Origin of the sequence: Salinisphaera japonica YTM-1, assembly GCF_003788585.1 — a bacterium.
GTDB classification, from domain to species: Bacteria; Pseudomonadota; Gammaproteobacteria; order Nevskiales; family Salinisphaeraceae; genus Salinisphaera; species Salinisphaera japonica.
In genome coordinates this window covers 39,563-57,038 of record NZ_AYKG01000003.1, presented here as the reverse complement: position 1 = coordinate 57,038, position 17,476 = coordinate 39,563, and the positions used below count along the sequence as shown (strand labels likewise).

The 17,476-nt window shown below is 64.7% G+C and carries 17 protein-coding genes; 3 read left to right on the top strand and 14 right to left on the bottom strand.

Annotated features, from left to right (window positions below; genetic code table 11):
* Positions 1–33: 33 nt before the first annotated feature.
* From dnaG to rpsU, 3 genes are all read right to left on the bottom strand, one after another.
* The gene (gene dnaG, locus SAJA_RS01965) at positions 34–1,809 is read right to left on the bottom strand and encodes a DNA primase (RefSeq protein WP_123656983.1); all 1,776 of its coding nucleotides are present in this window, start codon (positions 1,807–1,809) and stop codon (positions 34–36) included.
* A 43-nt stretch (positions 1,810–1,852) separates the two neighbouring features.
* On the bottom strand, positions 1,853–2,296 hold the full coding sequence (locus SAJA_RS01960) for a GatB/YqeY domain-containing protein (RefSeq protein WP_123656982.1): 444 nt from the start codon (positions 2,294–2,296) through the stop codon (positions 1,853–1,855).
* A 154-nt stretch (positions 2,297–2,450) separates the two neighbouring features.
* Positions 2,451–2,666 (bottom strand): 30S ribosomal protein S21, encoded by a 216-nt coding sequence (gene rpsU, locus SAJA_RS01955; protein WP_123656981.1) that lies wholly within the window; start codon positions 2,664–2,666, stop codon positions 2,451–2,453.
* An 82-nt stretch (positions 2,667–2,748) separates the two neighbouring features.
* On the opposite strand from rpsU, the gene tsaD reads away from it, so the two are divergent.
* From tsaD to folK, 3 genes are read left to right on the top strand one after another with little or no spacing between them, the layout of a single operon-like run.
* The gene (gene tsaD / locus SAJA_RS01950) at positions 2,749–3,813 is read left to right on the top strand and encodes a tRNA (adenosine(37)-N6)-threonylcarbamoyltransferase complex transferase subunit TsaD (protein WP_123656980.1); all 1,065 of its coding nucleotides are present in this window, start codon (positions 2,749–2,751) and stop codon (positions 3,811–3,813) included.
* A gap of 29 nt (positions 3,814–3,842) precedes the next feature.
* Complete coding sequence (gene folB / locus SAJA_RS01945) at positions 3,843–4,196, top strand: dihydroneopterin aldolase (RefSeq protein ID WP_123656979.1); 354 nt, start codon at positions 3,843–3,845, stop codon at positions 4,194–4,196.
* Between the two features lie 8 nt (positions 4,197–4,204).
* Positions 4,205–4,702, top strand: coding sequence for a 2-amino-4-hydroxy-6-hydroxymethyldihydropteridine diphosphokinase (gene folK / locus SAJA_RS01940; protein ID WP_221180088.1), 498 nt, complete (start codon positions 4,205–4,207; stop codon positions 4,700–4,702).
* 47 nt (positions 4,703–4,749) lie between these two features.
* Here the strand turns inward: folK and SAJA_RS01935 are convergent, their stop codons facing one another.
* The 11 genes from SAJA_RS01935 to SAJA_RS01885 form a co-directional block, all read right to left on the bottom strand.
* The gene (locus SAJA_RS01935) at positions 4,750–5,475 is read right to left on the bottom strand and encodes an SDR family oxidoreductase (protein ID WP_123656977.1); all 726 of its coding nucleotides are present in this window, start codon (positions 5,473–5,475) and stop codon (positions 4,750–4,752) included.
* Positions 5,472–6,737 (bottom strand): multifunctional CCA addition/repair protein, encoded by a 1,266-nt coding sequence (locus tag SAJA_RS01930; protein WP_123656976.1) that lies wholly within the window; start codon positions 6,735–6,737, stop codon positions 5,472–5,474. Before SAJA_RS01930 ends, SAJA_RS01935 begins: the two co-directional genes overlap by 4 nt.
* 39 nt (positions 6,738–6,776) lie before the next feature.
* Complete coding sequence (locus tag SAJA_RS01925; protein ID WP_123656975.1) at positions 6,777–8,711, bottom strand: transglycosylase SLT domain-containing protein; 1,935 nt, start codon at positions 8,709–8,711, stop codon at positions 6,777–6,779.
* Between the two features lie 93 nt (positions 8,712–8,804).
* The gene (locus tag SAJA_RS01920) at positions 8,805–9,764 is read right to left on the bottom strand and encodes a LysR substrate-binding domain-containing protein (RefSeq protein ID WP_184999706.1); all 960 of its coding nucleotides are present in this window, start codon (positions 9,762–9,764) and stop codon (positions 8,805–8,807) included.
* Between the two features lie 45 nt (positions 9,765–9,809).
* Positions 9,810–10,742, bottom strand: coding sequence for an oxygen-dependent coproporphyrinogen oxidase (gene hemF / locus SAJA_RS01915; RefSeq protein ID WP_123656973.1), 933 nt, complete (start codon positions 10,740–10,742; stop codon positions 9,810–9,812).
* Positions 10,732–11,304: an L-threonylcarbamoyladenylate synthase gene (locus SAJA_RS01910; RefSeq protein WP_123656972.1), complete on the bottom strand. Its 573-nt coding sequence runs from the start codon at positions 11,302–11,304 to the stop codon at positions 10,732–10,734. Before SAJA_RS01910 ends, hemF begins: the two co-directional genes overlap by 11 nt.
* Positions 11,301–11,522, bottom strand: coding sequence for a hypothetical protein (locus SAJA_RS01905; protein WP_123656971.1), 222 nt, complete (start codon positions 11,520–11,522; stop codon positions 11,301–11,303). Before SAJA_RS01905 ends, SAJA_RS01910 begins: the two co-directional genes overlap by 4 nt.
* A gap of 289 nt (positions 11,523–11,811) precedes the next feature.
* Positions 11,812–14,397, bottom strand: coding sequence for a DNA topoisomerase I (locus SAJA_RS01900; protein WP_123656970.1), 2,586 nt, complete (start codon positions 14,395–14,397; stop codon positions 11,812–11,814).
* Positions 14,398–14,580: 183 nt separating this feature from the next.
* Complete coding sequence (locus SAJA_RS01895) at positions 14,581–15,054, bottom strand: Smg family protein (protein ID WP_123656969.1); 474 nt, start codon at positions 15,052–15,054, stop codon at positions 14,581–14,583.
* 36 nt (positions 15,055–15,090) lie between these two features.
* Entirely contained in the window at positions 15,091–16,206 is a 1,116-nt protein-coding gene (dprA, locus tag SAJA_RS01890) for a DNA-processing protein DprA (RefSeq protein ID WP_123656968.1), read from the bottom strand.
* On the bottom strand, positions 16,203–17,408 hold the full coding sequence (locus SAJA_RS01885; protein WP_123656967.1) for a LysM peptidoglycan-binding domain-containing protein: 1,206 nt from the start codon (positions 17,406–17,408) through the stop codon (positions 16,203–16,205). Before SAJA_RS01885 ends, dprA begins: the two co-directional genes overlap by 4 nt.
* Between the last annotated feature and the right edge of the window lie 68 nt (positions 17,409–17,476).

Genomic DNA, 17,476 nt, shown 5'->3' with positions numbered 1-17,476 from the left:
TTTAGCATCGCCCGTGACAGGGCGCGTGATCGATCAGCCGGTGCTGCCCTGCAGCTGGCTCAAGACTTCCTTCAACTCTTGTGCGGCGCGCTCATCCAGCGGGCCGTGTTCCTGCTGGGCGAGCAGGGCGTTATAGCGCTCGCGCAGGGTCTGGCGCGAGCGGCGCTGCTGCGACAACCGGGCCACCGCGTCGACGAATTCGTCGGCCCGGGTATCGTCGTCCCCGGGTGGGCTCTGGGCGGCCAGTGTCTGCAGGCGCGAGAAATAACGATTGTCCCGGTATCGCTCCAACCATCGTGCAACGGCGACATTTGGGTTGTTTGCGAAAAAGTCAATCGCCTCGGCCAGAATTCTTGCCCCGGGGTTATTGTGATCGGCTAGGTCGGCGCGGGCATTATCGACCTTGCCGGCCAGCGCGGTATCGGCCAGAAGCAACGACAGGGCGCGGGTAACGGGTGTCACGCGAGCGCTGTCGGCCTCGCGGGCGGCGGGTTTGTGTGCCACAGGCGTGTCATGGGCCGGTCGCGCACTGGCATGGGTGGCAAACAGCTCGCGCAGATCGGCCGAGGGCAGGCGCGACAATCGCGATAACTCACCGATTAGCTCGGCGCGGAATGCTTCCGGTGGCAGTGCGTTGATCGGCGCACGGGCGCGCTCGATCAGCTGGGCGCGCCCGTCCGGCGTGGTCAGATCCAGGCCTTCGGTCAGCCCGTTGAGCAACACTTCGGAGGCCGGGCGTGCCTCGTCGATGGCCGCCTGCATGCGCGCCGTGCCGTTATCGCTGTGTACCAAGGTGTCCGGATCTTCGCCTTCGGGCATGAACATGAAGCGCACACGGCGTGCGCCGCGCATCACCGGCAGGCTGATATCCATGGCCTTGCGGGCAGCCCGGGTGCCGGCCGCGTCGCCGTCGAAGCAGAAGACCACTTCCTGGGTATGACGAAACAGGGTGGTCAGATGACTGGCCGTGGTGGCCGTGCCCAGCGTGGCCACGGCGTTGGGAAAACCGTGCTGGGCCAGGGCGATGACATCCATATAGCCCTCGACCACCAATAGACGCGGCAGATCCCGCATGGCCTGGCGTGCCTCGTACAGGCCGTACATCTGGTCGGATTTGTGAAACAGCGGCGTTTCCGGCGAGTTGAGATACTTCGCCTTGTCGTCGCCCAGGGCGCGGCCGCCGAAGGCGATGGTGCGCCCGCGGGTATCGCGAATCGGAAACATCAAGCGATTCCGGAAGCGGTCAAAGTAGCCGCCGGAATCGCGTTCGATAAGCATGCCCGCGCGGGCAGCGGCCGGCTTGTCGCCGATGATGCCGGTCAGCGCGTCCCAGCTGTCGGCGGCATGGCCCAGGCCGTAGCGCTTGGCCATATCGCCCGAGACACCGCGTTTCTTGAGATAGGCGATGGTGGCGTCATTTTTTCGCAGCGCACTCTGGTAATGCCGATCGGCGATACGCAGGACATCGTACAGCGGCTCGCGCGGCGGCCCGGTTGGGGTATCTTCGACGGCTTCTTCGGGCAGCTCCATGCCGGCGGCCTGGGCCAGCACGTCGACCGCGTCGCGAAATTCCAGACGGTCGTATTCCATCAAGAAGCTGATGGCGCTGCCGTGGGCCCCGCAGCCGAAGCAGTGATAGAACTGCTTGGTCGGCGACACCGTGAACGAGGGGGTGTTTTCGTCGTGAAACGGGCAACAGGCGCCGTACTCGCGGCCGGTCTTTTTCAGCGACACCCGCAAGTCGATGATCGACACGATATCCGTGCGATCCAGTAGTTGATCGATAAAGCTCTGCGGGATGCGTGCCATGACATCTCGGGTATCGCCCGGCCGTGGCCGAGCGAATCAGGGATTACTGCAGCCGGGCCTTCAGGCGCGCGGACACATCGGACATATCGGCCTGACCGGCCAGCTCGGTCTTGAGCTGGCCCATGATCTTGCCCATGTCGCGCATGCTTGCGCCCTCGTGATCAGCCACGGCCCGGTCGATCACGGCATCGAGATCGGCGTCGGTCAGCCGGGCCGGCAGATAATGCTCGAGGACATGGATCTCGGCGTTTTCGGCATCGGCCAGCTCATCGCGGCCGGCGTCGCGATACTGGGTTTCGGCATCGCGACGCTGCTTGATCATCTTTTCGATCACGGCCAGGACTTCGGCGTCGTCCAGCGTGGTGGATTCATCCACTTCGCGCTGTTTGACGGCGGCCTGGGCCTGACGAATGACCGACAGACGTTCCTTGTCCCGGGCGCGCATGGCCGACTTCATATCGTCAGCCAGCTGTTCTTTAAGGTTCAAGGGCATTCTCCACAAGAGACATTGATACATGTCGAATCGATGGCCGGCGATGATTGCAGGGCCGGCGATCGTCAGACAAAAAAACAGCGGCCCGAAGCCGCTGTCTTAGACGATTCATTCGAATCGTTACCGTGTCAGTGATCGAGAGACTCGATCAATACTGACGCGTAAAACGCTGCTGCTCACGCTGTAGACGCTTGGCGTGGCGCTTTACGGCGGCCGCGCGCTTGCGCTTGCGTGTCTGACAGGGCTTTTCGAAGAATTCGCGACGGCGTACTTCGGTCACGACGCCGGCTTTTTCGCAACCGCGCTTGAAACGACGCAGGGCGACTTCAAACGGCTCGTTCTCTTTTACGCGTACGCTAGGCATTGAGCATCACACTCCGGAAAATAGGTGCAGTCTTGTCGATCCAGCCGCTGACGATTATTAACCGCGCAGCTAGAATAGGACGATGAATAATACGCCTGAAATATCGACCGTGCAACGTGGCACGCTGATCCTGGGTATCGAAAGCTCTTGTGACGAAACCGCGGTGGCCTTGTACGGCGATGACGGACTGGCCGGCCATGCGTTACACAGCCAGGTTGCACTGCACGCCGATTACGGCGGCGTGGTGCCCGAGCTGGCTTCGCGCGATCATATCCGCAAGATCACGCCGCTGATCGAAACCGTCTGCGACAGCGCTCGGCGGGCCGAGATCACGGGCATTGCCTATACGCGGGGCCCGGGGCTTGTCGGGGCACTACTGGTGGGCAGTGCGGTGGCGTCGGGCCTGGGCATGAGTCTGGGCGTGCCGGTCCTGGGTGTTCATCACATGGAAGGGCATCTGCTCTCGCCGTTGCTGGAAGACGCAGCCCCGGCTTTTCCGTATACCGCGCTGCTGGTGTCTGGCGGGCATACGTTGCTCGTGGCGGTTGAAGGTGTCGGGGCGTATCGGGTGCTTGGCAAGAGTATCGACGATGCCGTGGGCGAGGCCTTCGACAAGGCCGCCAAGATGCTGGGGCTGGGTTATCCCGGCGGGCCGGCGCTGGCGGCACTCGCCGAGCAGGGGGATCCGGGCGCTTATGATTTTCCGCGACCCATGACCAAACGCCCGGGCCTGGATTTTTCTTTTTCGGGGCTCAAGACTGCGGTCATGCTGGCGATCAAGGCCTGTGACGGCACGCCGCAGGTGCATGCCGATATCGCGGCCAGTTTCCAGCAGGCCGTGATCGATACGCTGGTGATCAAATGTCGACGGGCGATGCGCGATAGCGCCACGGGTCGTCTCGTCGTCGCCGGCGGGGTGGGTGCCAACCAGGCGCTGCGTGATCGTCTCGGCGCGGCCGGAACGACAGACGGGTTCGCGCTGTATTACCCGCGCCAGGCGTTTTGTACCGACAACGCCGCCATGATCGCGCTGGCCGGCTGGCTGCGCCGGGGGGATTTCATGCCCGGTATCGCCGCTGCCCAGGCCACGGCTCGCTGGTCGCTGGAAACACTGGTCCCGCCGCGACCAACAAAGCCGGTATCCTGAGCGGCTGCAATACAACGATCTTCAACGTCGTGGACACGATATTCATCGACCAACTGGCCATCGATACACAGATTGGCCTGTACGACTGGGAGCGCCGGATTCGCCAGCGCGTAGTGCTGGATCTGGCCATGGATTTCGATATTCGCGCGGCCGCAGCCACCGACGACGTGGCAAAGACCCTGGATTACAAGGCCGTGTCCAAGCGCGTGATCGCTTTCGTTGAAGACGCCGGCTTCGAGCTGGTCGAAACCCTGGCCGAACGGGTTGCGGCCTTGATCATCGAGGAGTTCGGCGTCACACGCGTGACCTTGCGATTGAACAAGCCGTTCGCCCTGCGCGGGGCGAAGAACGTCGGCGTACAGATCACGCGCCCGGCGGTATGACGAGGGTCGTGGATACAGCCGTGGGCATCGGCTCGAACATCGCCCCGGGACGTTATGTACCGGCGGCGATTCAGGCGCTGCACGCGCGTTTTGGCACGCTGGATATCTCCACGCTCTATCGGTGTCCGGCGGTGGGGTTTGACGGCGCGGATTTCATCAATCTGGTGGTGATATTCTCGACCGACGAGCCGATCGAGCAGGTTCAGGCGGCCCTGCGCGATATCGAGACAGCAAACGGGCGGGCCCAGCGTGCCCGCGACGGCTCACGCACGCTGGATTTGGATCTGTTGCTCTACGGCGACACCATCCACGACGACGGCACTATTCGGGTGCCGCGGGCCGATATCACCGACTATGCCTTCGTGCTGGCACCGCTGGCCGAGCTGCGACCGCAGGGTGTTCATCCGAGCCTTGGCCGGACGTATGCCGCGCTCTGGGGCGACGATAGCGCGCCGTGCCAGCCGCTGATCGCCATCGATTGGGCCGAGCTGGCCGGCGCTGACTGAAGCTGCCGGCTGTCGGCAACCAGCCGCTCGCGATCAACCGCCAGTGATCAATTCCCCAGGCGCAGACCGCCATCCACCGCGATCACGGCGCCGGTCTGGAAGGGGTTGTCCATACAGCTGCGCAGGGCGGTGTAAATCGTCTCCGGTGTGCCCGTCTTTTGCAGCGGGGTGGCGGCCAGAGTCTGCTCACGGCCGGCCTCATCCACCCAGTGCTGAAACGAGATCGGCCCCGGCTGGATCATGTTGACCTTGATCGTGGGGGCTAGACGCTTGGCAAACGACAGACCCAGATTCTGCAGGCCCGCCTTGGTCGCGCAATAGACGTCATAGACCGGCTTGGGGTTGTCGGCCTGTATGTCGGTGATCTGGATGATATCGCCCGGCGCCTCGCGGCTGCCGGCCAGGCAGTCGGCCAGTTCGGTATTGAGCAGGTAAGGCGCGCGCATGTGGACCTCGAAGAACGCCTGGAACTGGTCCGAGGCGGCCTCGATATCGTCATCGGTGGGGGCAAAGGCCGAGGCATTATGGATCAGGGCGCGCAGCCGGGGCGCGAGCGCGCGGATACGAGCTGCGATAGCCCGCGTGCTGGCGGTATCGGCGAATTCACCTTGTACGACATGCGCGCCGCGCTCGATCAGGCCAGCGATGTCGTCGGTTTCGCTGCGATAGACGGCGATGACGGAAAAACCGTCGTCGATCAAGCGGTTGGCGATATGCGCGCCGATATTGCGGTTGGCGCCCGTGACCACGACAGGTGCGGCGTCGGTATTCATGCGGTTATGTCTCGTGCTGCAAGTTCTCTGCCGTGAATCGCGCGCTGAATAGCCAGGACACGCAACTCGCGTAATTTTTCGCCAACGGCGGGGCCGCGCAGCCCGTGCGTGGCGACCACCTCGGCCCCCGTCAGCGCATTGGCCGCGGCCAGTGCCTTGCGGGCCAGCTCGGCCTGGGGATAGGCCCGGTGTTCATAGCCGAGGCGCCCGCGGACGTCGGCGATGCACACGCTGATCAGATTCTCCAGCCGGTCGGGCCGACGAAAGGCATCGACGGCTTCAAACAGCGCCATCAGCGTGGTGGCCTTGAGCTGGGTGATGCGATGGATATGCGTATGCCAACGCGCGGTCAGATACGCGGTTTCACGCAGCGCGCGCGGCACGCCCATGCGCCGGCTGGCGGTATCGGCGGGTATCACGCCGCGTTCCTCGTGGCCGCGATGGCCGGGCAGGATATCGGCCGGCGTCAGCCCCTTGCCATAGTCGTGACACAGCGCGCCGTAGCGCGCCGCAAGCCCGGCGTCGTCGGCGGCGGCCAGGCTCAACACCAGCAGCGTATGAATTCCGCAATCCACCTCGGGGTGATACTGCGGCGGCTGGGGCACGCCGAAAAGCGCCGACAGTTCGGGAAACAGCCGCTCGAGTGCGCCGATCTCGCGCAGGAAATAGAAGAACAGGGCCGGCTCGTCGCACATGAGCGCGCGCTCGGTCTCGGCCCACACCCGTTCGGGCACGAGATGATCGACCTCGCCGGAAGCCACCATGGTCTGGCACAGGGCCCGTGTGTCCTCGGCCACGGTAAAGCCGAGTGGGGCGAAACGGGCATAGTAGCGGGCCAGGCGCAGGAGTCGCACCGGGTCTTCGACAAACGCGGGCGATACGTGACGTAACCGCCGGGCTTCAAGATCGGCCTGGCCGTCATAAGGATCGACACGCACGCCGTCCGGGGCCTCGGCGATGGCGTTGACGGTCAGATCACGCCGGGCCAGATCGGCCTCGAGTGTGACCTCGGTATCCGCATGAAAGACAAAACCGTGATAACCGGGGCCGGATTTGCGCTCGGTGCGCGCCAGGGCATGCTCTTCGCGGGTTTGGGGATGCAGAAACACCGGAAAATCACGGCCGACCGCGATATAGCCGCTCGCCTGCATGGCCTCGGGTGTCGCCCCGACGACCACCCAATCGCGATCGGCCACCGCAAGGCCCAACAGGGCGTCACGCACCGCGCCGCCGACCAGGTAACGCGCAGCACCGGCCGGCAGGCCGTCGGTTGATTCGTCGATGACTGAGCTCCCGGAAACTTAAAAAGACGTCTTACGATTCGGATACGCAGGGCGCACGGAATCGATGCGCGAATTCAGCCGCGTGATCGATTCCGACAGCCGATACTGGAAGACCGTCATGTGTGACATCACGCGTTGGACGTATTGGCGGGTTTCGGTATAGGGAATCGTGGCGATCCAGATATCCGGCGCCATGTTCGCCTGCGGTAGCCACTGCGCCACCTTGCCCGGCCCGGCGTTGTAGCTGGCCGTGGCCAGCGCCAGATTGCCGGCCCAGTCATCGACCATATCGGCCAGATAGCGCGCGCCGAGCGTGGTGTTCTCGCGCGGGTCGTTCAGATCCGAGCTGCTGGGGGCGGGGCGGCCCATCTGGCGGGCCACGAGCTTGGCCGTGCCGGGCATGAGCTGCATCAGGCCGCGCGCGCCGACCGGCGAGGCCACGGTCGGCTGGAACAACGACTCCGTGCGCACGATACCGTAGACGAACGCCGGGTCCAGATCGTTGGCTGCGGCGGCCGCGCGCACGTCATCGCTGTAGGGCGTGGGATAGCGGATGTCTAGGTCGTTCCAGTAGTCGGCGTCAGCCAGGGTGAGGATCGCCCGGGCATACCACCGCCATTCATAGGCCCGGCGTGCGGCCTGCATCTGCTCGTCCTGGGGCAGGGCCTTCATCATCGCCTGCCATTCCCGATAGGCGTAGCTGTCCATGCCCAGCGCATGCAGCTCGCGGGCCCGCGCATAGCCGGGCCGGGCATCCAGGCGAGCGGCGATCGCGGCGTCATCGGGCACGCGCTGTTCGTTGAACTGATAGTCCTGATCCAGCGCGTCCGCGGCCAGATAACCGTGATACGAACGCTCGGCGGCCAGCGGACGATAGATCGCCCGGGCGGCATCCGCCTGGTCCGTGGCCGCCAGCGCGCGGGCCTTCCAGTAACGCCACTCCTCGTCCTGGGCAATCGCCGGCGGCAGGGCGTTGATCGCGGCGATGACCAGCGGCCAGCGCTGATCGCGTATCGCCGCGCGGATTTCCCAGCCCAGCGCGTGGTCATCCTCGGCCTGATCCAGCCGGGCATGATCGACGCGGGCAAACCACAGCAGCGCCTCGGGCCGGTGCTCCTCGGCGAACAGCAGGGCGACGTAGCGCTGCATCTCGTACTTGCCGGCCGCGTCGATACCGAAACGGCTTACCAGCGTGGGCAGCGCGTCGGCGGCGGCCTCGGGCGCGGCCAGCACGTAGCGCTTGAACACATGAACAGCGATATCGTCGTCCAGGCCCGGCGCAGCCTGGGTGAGGCCGCGCGGGTTGTTCGTCAGGTCCAGCCAGTTCTGGATCACGGGCGCATCGCCGCTGGCCTGGCCGGTCAGATACTGGGCCAGGCCGGTATCACCTTTCAGTATCGCCTTGTGTGCCCGGCTGCGGATCAGGCCGGAATCGAGCGCGCCCTGGCCGGCCAACCATTCGAAGATCGGGTCGCATGCGCCGGGCTGGCTTTCGCCGACGTCATAGAGCGCCCGGGCGTTGGCCAGCGAGCCGCGACCCATGCCGATACGGGCTGCCTCGGCGCGACAACGCGCGGTTGTCGTATCCACGCCTTGTGTGTGGTTCAGAACCTCGGACCAGCGTCCGCGATCGGCCAGATCGTCCAGCCAGACGCTTTCCAGTTTTGTCGCCGGCGGCAGGTCGGGATAATCGGCCAAAAACGCATTGATACGCGTATCCAGCGCCCCATCGGCCCCACGCGCCAGTTCGTGTTGCAGATCGGCCGCGGTCAGGTAGGGATAGAGCGGATAATTGCGCAGGTCATAGGCCAGATCGCTCTGGGCCGAAAACGCGCCGTGGCGCGCCTCGTCCAGCGCGCGTATGAAGCGCTGGCGGGTGGTGTCGCTGTAGGCGCTCACGGCATCGGCGTTCACCCTGGCCGTGGCCTGACACACAGGCAGAAGTCCTGCCACGACGAGCGCTGAATAGATCAGAAAAGCGCGCATATCCGAGCATGCCGGCAAACGATGGCCCTGAGTGTAACGTACGGTCCGCCCCTACGACGGCTACGACGCGTCGAGAAACGCCTCGTCGACGTTGAGTGCGTTCTGCTCTTCCATGAGCGATACCCCGGCCAGATCACAGCCCATGACCGCCTCGTGCAGGGCGCTGATGGCTTTCGGGCGCGGAAAGCTGCGTCGCCAGGCGATCGCGATCTGGCGCTTGGGCGCGGTGCCGGAAAACGGGCGGGTCTCCAGAAGACGCGACTCATGCGACAGGTTCGGAATCGATGAGCGTGGCAGGACCGTCACGCCCAGCCCGCTGGCGACCATATGGCGAATGGTCTCCAGCGACGAGCCCGAGCGGGTGCGATGGGCTTCCTCGGTTTCGCGACAGCCCGCACACAGATCCAGCACCTGGTCACGAAAGCAGTGGCCCGGGCCGAGCAGCAGCAGGTTCTCGTCGGCCAGTTCGTTGGCATCGACGGACTCACGCTGGGCCCAGGCATGGCTCTGTGGCATGACCACGACAAAGCTTTCGTCGTAGATCGGCCAGACCGACATGCCTGAAACGTCATAGGGCATGGCCACGATCACGGCGTCGAGCTCGTTGTTGCGCAGCTGCTGGGTAAGCTGGCCGGTGAGGTTTTCCTCGATGATCAGCGGCATATCCGGGCTGGTGGCGCGCAGCGCCGGAATCAGATGCGGCAGCAGATACGGGCCCACGGTATAGATCACGCCCAGACGTAGCGGGCCCTTGAGCTCGTCGCGGCCCTGTTCGGCCACGGATTCCAGCGCGCTGACTTCGCCCAGCACGCGATAGGCCTGCTCGATGATGCGCCGGCCGATGGGCGTGACCCGGGCCTCGCCGCGGTTGCGTTCGAACACGGTCACGCCGAGCTCGCCCTCGAGTTTCTTGACCGCCACGGACAGCGTGGGCTGGCTCACGAAGGCGCGCTTGGCCGCGCGGCCGAAGTGACGCTCCTTATCAAGCGCGATCAGATAGCGCAGTTCCGTCAGCGTGATATGCATCGCCTGTACAAGCTCCCCAGTTATGATCCGGCGCGATCTCTAGACACGCCGAAGCCAGTCCTGAGGCTTGAGAAAGCGCGCATACAGATCGGCCTCGGCGCTCCCGGGCACCGGTTTATAAGCATACTGCCATGCCGCGCGTGGTGGCATCGACATCAGGATGGACTCGGTACGGCCCTTGGACTGCAAGCCAAACAACGTGCCGCGGTCATAGACGAGATTGAACTCGACGTAACGCCCACGTCGGTACAGCTGGAAATCCCGCTCGGCCGGGCCGTAATCGTGGTCCTTGCGTGTCTCTACGATCGGCGCATAGGAATCGATGAACGCCTGGCCCACCGATTGCACGAAGGCAAACGAATCGGCAAAGCCCAGCTCGTCAAAATCATCGAAGAACAAGCCGCCGATGCCACGTGTCTCGTCGCGATGCGGAAGATAGAAATACTCGTCGCACCAGGCCTTGAACCGGTCATAGAGATCATCGCCAAACGGCGCGCAGGCGTCATGCGCGCCTTGATGCCAGGCGATCGCATCGTCATCGAAGCCGTAGTGCGGCGTCAGATCGAAACCGCCGCCGAACCACCAGACCGGTGCCTCCCCGGGTTTTTCGGCGATGAAGAAACGCACGTTGGCATGCGCGGTCGGCGCATAGGGATTCCACGGATGGGCAACCACCGACACGCCGGTGGCCACGAACGAGCGCCCGGCCAGCTCGGGCCGGCGCGCCGAGGCCGAGGCCGGCAGGGAATCCCCGGTGATATGCGAGAAATTGACCCCGGCCCGCTCGAACACGGCCCCCTCGGACAGCACGCGCGTATCGCCGCCACCGCCGGAGGGCCGATCCCATTGATCGACGAAAAACCGGGCCTCGGGCTCGAAGGCCTCCAGACGGGCCGCGATATGATCCTGCAGCCCCTTGAAGTAATCGATCACCGCATCGGCGGTGACCGGCGCGTTGGTATCAACCGCCACGAATGATCTCCCCGGTGTCGGCGTTTCGAATCGTGCTCGGGATGCCCGGCGTATCCGGCACGCCGGCGACCACGCCGTCGATGGCCGCGCCAAAACGTGCACGCGCACTCCAGGTCGAGCGTACCGGCGGGCGGCCCGTGACGTTGGCACTGGTAGAGACCAGCGCGCCGCCAAACGCGTGGCACAAGGCACGGGTCAAGGCATGCGCCGGCTCGCGAAGCGCGATGGTGGCACGGCCGCCGGTCAGCCAGACCGGCGCATCGGCAGCCGCCGGCAACAGCCACGTTTCGGCGCCCGGCCAAGCGGCGATCGCCCGCTGCCATGCCTGGTCGGCGTCTGCGGTTACCAGCCGCGCCAGATGCGCCGGATCATCGGCGATCACGATCAGCCCGCGGGAGACGTCGCGTTGCTTCATGGCCAGAATACGGCCCACCGCGACCGGGTCGGCCGCATTAGCGGCCAGTCCCCAGACCCCGTCAGCCGGATGCGCGATCACGCCGCCGTCGGCCAGCAAGCGCGCGGCATGACGCACACGAAACCGTGCGCCGACCTGCTCGTTCATCGTTCACCTCGTGCCAGCGTTGTTTTTATCCGCAAATGAACGCGAATGCGCGCAAATGAATACAGGCAAGCCAATCCGCCGATAGACGCCGATTGGAGCAGATTAAAAGACGATGATATGAAAAAGCGCTGAAAAGCGTTTCTCTGGGCATCTTTTGAAGTCCGCACGTACCGGGACAGGCGAAAACGCTCGCTTTCGGCCATCGTCTTTTTATTCATGCCCGTTCGTTTGCTGTTCGCCCTGAAAAGCCATGGTTATCCGCGAATGAACGCGAATGAATACAGGCGGTTATCCGCAGATGAACGCCGATGAAAGGCGTCTTTGATTATCGGTCGCCAGAGCCTGTTCAACCCGGCAAGCGTTTTCAGCCGGCACGCAGCGGCGCGTCGCCAAGCCCACATCTGCGTAATCTGCGTGAATCTGCGGATTGTCTTGTCTTGTTCGTTTTTATTCGCGCGTATTGGCGTCTATTAGCGGACGATTTCAAAAGAGGCGCCCCGAACCAAGCTAGCTCGAAGACGACGTCTTGCCGGCCTTGGTCTTGGCAGCCGACGTCTTCTTGCTGGTGGCGGTCTTTTTCGTCGTGGACTTCGAGGCCGCGCTCTTGGTGGCGGCTTTCTTCGTCGTCGCCGATTTGGACGTGCTTTTCTTGCTCGTCGCGGTTTTCTTGGCAGCGGTCTTTTTCGAGGTCGCGGCCTTGGTGCCCGAGGTCTTGGTGTTCTTCTTGCCGCGTTTCTTCTTCTCTGGCGCCTTGGCCAGAATCTCCTGGCACTGTTCCAGTGTCAGCTCGGTTGGCTCCTGGTCCTTGGGCGCGCGGGCGTTTTTCTTGCCATCGGTGATGTAGGGCCCGTATGGGCCGTGCTGGACCTTGATGCCGGCTTCTTCGAAATGAGCGATGAGTTTCTTGGCATCGGCCTCTTTCTTTTCAGCGATGACCTCCAGCGCCCGCTCGCGCGAGATGGTGTAGGGGTCATCCTCCTTGAGTGAGGCAAAGGTCTTGGCAAAACGCACATACGGGCCGAAGCGCCCGATATTGACCTGGATTTCCTCGCCCTCGGGCGTCGTGCCCAGATCACGCGGCAAGTTGAACAGATACAGCGCTTCGTCGAGCGTGATCTTGTCCATGTCCTGGCCCTTGCGCAGGCCGGCGAACTTCGGCTTTTCTTCGTCGTCCTTCGAGCCCAGCTGCACGAACGGCCCGTAGCGGCCGATTCGTACGATCACCGGCTTGCCGGTTTCGGGGTCCGTGCCCAGCTCACGGGCCTGGGCGACCTCTTCGCGCGAGAGATCCTGCTTGGCCTCGATCTGGTCTGAAAACCGCTCCCAGAACTCGGCCAGCAGCGGTTGCCATTCCTCTTCACCGCGAGACACGGCATCCAGCCGATCTTCGAGCTTGGCGGTGAACTCGTAGTCCACATAGCGGGTGAAGTGATCGGTCAGGAACTTGTTGACGATCTTGCCCAACGGCGTCGGCATGAAGGCCTTGCCGTCCATCTCGACGTATTCACGATCCTGCAGCGTGGAGATGATCGAGGCATAGGTCGACGGCCGGCCGATATCATATTCCTCCAGCGTCTTGACCAGCGCGGCTTCGGTGAAACGCGGCGGCGGCTCGGTGAAGTGCTGGGTGGGCACGATTTCGTTCAGATCCAGAATCTGGCCTTCTTCGAGCGGCGGCAGACGCTTGTCGGCGTCGTCGTCGCCCTTGTCATCGTCGCGACCTTCCTTGTAGACCGACAGAAAGCCGGCCTCGCGCAGCGTGCGCCCGCTGGCGCGGAACAGATGCTGGCCGGATTGGTCGGCGGCCAGATCGGCCGAGACGGTATCGAACAGGGCATGCACCATTTGACAGGCCACGGTGCGCTGCCAGATCAGCTCATAGAGCCGGAACTGGTCCGAGGTGAGATAGCGCTTGATCTCGTCGGGAATCCGCGCGCTGGCCGTTGGCCGGATGGCCTCGTGGGCCTCCTGGGCGTTCTTGGATTTGGTCTTGAAGCTGCGCGGGGCGTCCGGCAGGTTCTTCTTGCCGTAGCGATCGCCAATGGTCTGGCGCACCTCGGCCAGTGCATCCTGCGACAGGCTGACCGAGTCGGTTCGCATGTAGGTGATCAGGCCGGTTTCATCGCCGTCGCCGAGTTTGACGCCTTCATACAGGCCCTGGGCCGTACGCATGGTGCGCCGGGCGTTGAAACCCAGCTTGCGGGCGGCTTCCTGCTGCAGCGTGGAGGTCGTGAACGGCGGTGCCGGATTGCGCTTGCGCTGTTTCTTCTCGACCGTGGCCACGCGCAGCGTGCCGCCGGTGGCCCGCATGCCCGATGATTTCGAATCGGCCTCGGGATCGACTTCATAAGTCTCGACCGTACCGCCGACCGCGCCAGCCAGGGTATCCAGCACCTCGCGGGCGCTGCCCTGGTTATTGACCGTGAACTGGCTGACCTTGTCGCCATTCAATTGCGACAGCCGTGCCGAGAAGGGTGTCGCCTCGGCTTCGGCTTTCGCCTCGACTCGCCAGTATTCCTCGGGCTCGAAGGCCTCAATCTCGGCGTCGCGCTCACAGATCAGGCGCAGCGCCGGGCTCTGGACACGCCCCGCTGACAGGCCGCGCTGAACCTTGCGCCACAGCAGCGGCGACAGATTGAAGCCCACCAGATAATCCAGCGCGCGCCGGGCCTGCTGGGCGTTGACCAGATCGTTGGAGATCGTGCGCGGGTTATCCACGGCATGGGCTACCGCGCGCTTGGTGATCTCGTGAAAGACCACGCGGGCGACGTGCTTGTTCTCGATCAGCCCACGATCCTTCAACAACTCCAGTAGATGCCAGGCGATGGCCTCGCCTTCGCGGTCCGGGTCAGTGGCCAGCAGCAGGGTGTCTGCTTTCTTCAGCGACTTCGCGATCTTTTCGACGTGTTTCGCGTTGCGATCGATCACGTCGTAGCGCATGGCGAAGTTATTGGCCGTGTCGACCGCGCCTTCCTTGGGGATCAGATCGCGCACGTGGCCGTACGAGGCCAGGACCTGATAGTCCTTGCCGAGATATTTCTCGATGGTCCGGGCCTTGGCCGGGGACTCCACGATGACGAGGTTTCGGCTCATGAGCGGATCGTTGGTCGTATAGGTGACACGGAGAACGCCGCGAACCCTAGCACAGGCTTTTGAAGCCTGCGCTACGAGCGTGTGATCGACGTCGAGGCAAGGGTTTGCAGGTCGTGGCGGTGTTTTTCAAGCCGCGTGGGCGCTTTCAACGCCCGGCGGGCGTCACCGCTCGGTGGGGCTGCGTCAATGCGCCGCACCCGGCGCCTCGGCGTGCATGAGTGCTTCCATGCGGGCATAGGCCAGGTCCTGATCGGGCGCTTGTGAAAGCACCATCATCACGACCCATTTCACCTGTTCGAGTTCGGCGGTGGCGGCTTCGTCATCGGCCAGCGCCATCAGACGATCAATCACCAGTTCGCGGTGTTCGGCGTTCAACACCTCGATATGCTCGAGATAGGCGATGAAGCCGCGGCATTCGGCATCCAGCACCAGCAGCTCGGCCCCGGCATAGACCCGCACGGCATCCGAGGTGGGGGCGGCGAATCGTGCCCGGCCGTCGCCGCGCGTGGCACTCAGCCAGTCGAAGGCATCATCGATTTCATCGGGGAAGAATCCGGCTTCGCCAAGATCATCGCGAATCTCGCCGCTGGTGCCGATATCGGGCAGCGAAAAGTTCTCGAACAGATACAACAGGACGTCCAGCACGTTTTCGTTCATATAAAGACCTTAGCACGGTGCCGCCAATCGAACGGCTCAGCCGCTGCGGATATAAAGCCCGCCGGGCAATGCCTTGATGCGGCCTTCCAGCTCCAAGATCAAGAGACGGGACGAGACTTCATCGGCGCGCCAGCCGGTGCGGGCGATCAGCGTGTCCATGCGGACCGGATCATGGCCCACGGCCGCAAGCAACGGATCCTCGGCCGCCTCGGCGGTTTTGTCGGGCATACCGCTGGCCTGTGTTTCGCGAGTCTCGGCCCGGGGAGCAGCCCGATAACCGGGCAGCACGGCCGCGATCTCTTCGATGATGTGCTCGGTGGTTTCGACCAGTTTGGCGCCGTCGCGGATCAGCTGATGACAGCCGCGGGCCAGCGGATTATGGATCGAGCCCGGCATGGCGAATACCTCACGCCCGGCCGCGCTGGCCAGGCGCGCCGTGATCAACGAGCCCGAGGCCCGGGCGGCCTCAACCACCAGGGTGGCCGTGGACAGGCCGGCGATGATGCGATTGCGCCGGGGGAAATTGCCGCGGGCCGGCTGCGTGCCCAGCGGAAACTCGGACACCAGCAGGCCCGAGTCGGCGATACGACGGGCCAGCGCTCGATTGGCCGCCGGATAGACCCGATCCAGGCCGGTGCCGGTCACCGCGATCGTCATCCCGTTGGCGGCCAGCGCGCCCTCGTGGGCGGCGGCGTCGATACCGCTGGCCAGGCCCGATACCACCACGAAGCCGGCCGCGGCCAGCGCCTGGCCGAACTCTTGGGCCGCGGCGCGCCCGGCGTGGCTGGGGTTGCGACTGCCCACGATAGCGATCGCCGGGTAATCCAGCAGATCGGTATCGCCCAGGCCATAGAGCCAGGGCGGGATCGGCTCCAGCCCGGCCAGGCTGGCCGGAAACCGCGGATCATCCATGGGTATGAAGTGATGCATGCGATCCGCGGCCAGCCAGTCGGTGATGCCCTGTAGATAGGCCGGGTTCGGCTCGGCCAGTGCGGCGCGTGCCGGCGCGCTCACCCCGGCCTCTTTGAGCGCCTGTTCGGAGGCGGCCAGGGCGGTCGGGGCATCGCCGTAGCGTGCCAGCAGTCGCTCGACGGTCACCGCGCCGATGCCGGGCGTGTTGGCCAGGCGCAGCCAGGCATCGCGCGTGCTCATGCGCCGGCCGCCGGGCTGCGGGCGATATCGCCGATATGGATGGCCCGCTCGGCCTGCACGATCAACGCATAGCTCACGCGGGGGCCCGCGTCGAAGACCATCAATCGCCCGGCGCGCCGCTCGGGCAGGCGGACCCGGTCGTCGGTGACCGGATCGATGACCGTGTCGCCGGCCTGGTAGATCTCCAGCACATCGCCGCGGGCCAGTGCCGTGGCCGGCGTGTCGGGCGTCGCGGCCAGCGCGACCACGTCATAGCGCCCGATCTGGCTGATGCCGCCATAAACCGAAACGATACGCCGCTGCACGGGCGTTGTCGGCGTGCGGGGCTGGAAATCCTGGGCCAGCGTGCTGTCACTGATCGGCAATAACCGGTCGCCGGGGCGTGCTTCGCGCAGGGCCCTGACAAAACGCGCGGTGGCGATCGACGAGGCCGGCTCGCGAGCATCGCGGGGCGTGTTCGAAGACGGTTCACGGCTCGCCAGGATCTCGGCGTCGCCGACCGGCACGGCGCGTGCGCCCAGGTCGCTAATATCTGAGGTCTCGGAATAGGCACGGACCGGGCGGACTAGCGCATAACGGGCGGCCGCATCGTCGGCCAGGCCCCGGATATACAGCAGGGCATCGTTACCGGCCACGAGTTGGCCGTCGCCTACGGCCACGACATACGGGGCCGCGGCCAGGCGCGCGGCCTCCACACGGCGCGGGCCTTGTAGAAAGGCCCGCAGTGATGCGGCCGGGATCGTCGGAATCGCGGTTTCAAGTGACGCCACGCGCACCTGGGGCGACAGATGCACGGTACGGCCCTGGGTACGGGCCTGGGTACGGTCCTGGCGCGACAGCCGCGGCGTGCCGTCCATGCCGCGGGTGAGCACCAGCACATCGCCGGGATAGATCCGGTTGGGGTCGTCGATGTCGGGATTGGCCTGCCAGAGCTGGCGCCAGTACCAGGGCGCGCGCAGATAACGGGCCGCAGTGGACCAGAGCGTATCGCCGGGGGCAACGACATAACGCTGCGGCGCGTCCTCGCGCATGGCGCCGGCCAGATCTTTGGTCGTGCGCGGTTCGGTCGTTTTCGCCGGCGTATAGCCCGGGTCGTCGGTCAGACTTGGCGTTGTCATCGTGGCCGCCGTGTTCGGCGGCGCGCCGCGATCATGGGCACAGCCGCTCGCCAGGCCGGCGGCCAGCGCCAGGGCGAGCCACACGGCGCGTGGCTCGCGTCTTGTCGTATCGATCAAACCGTTATACTCCCCGCGCTGACGATGGGCCGTTT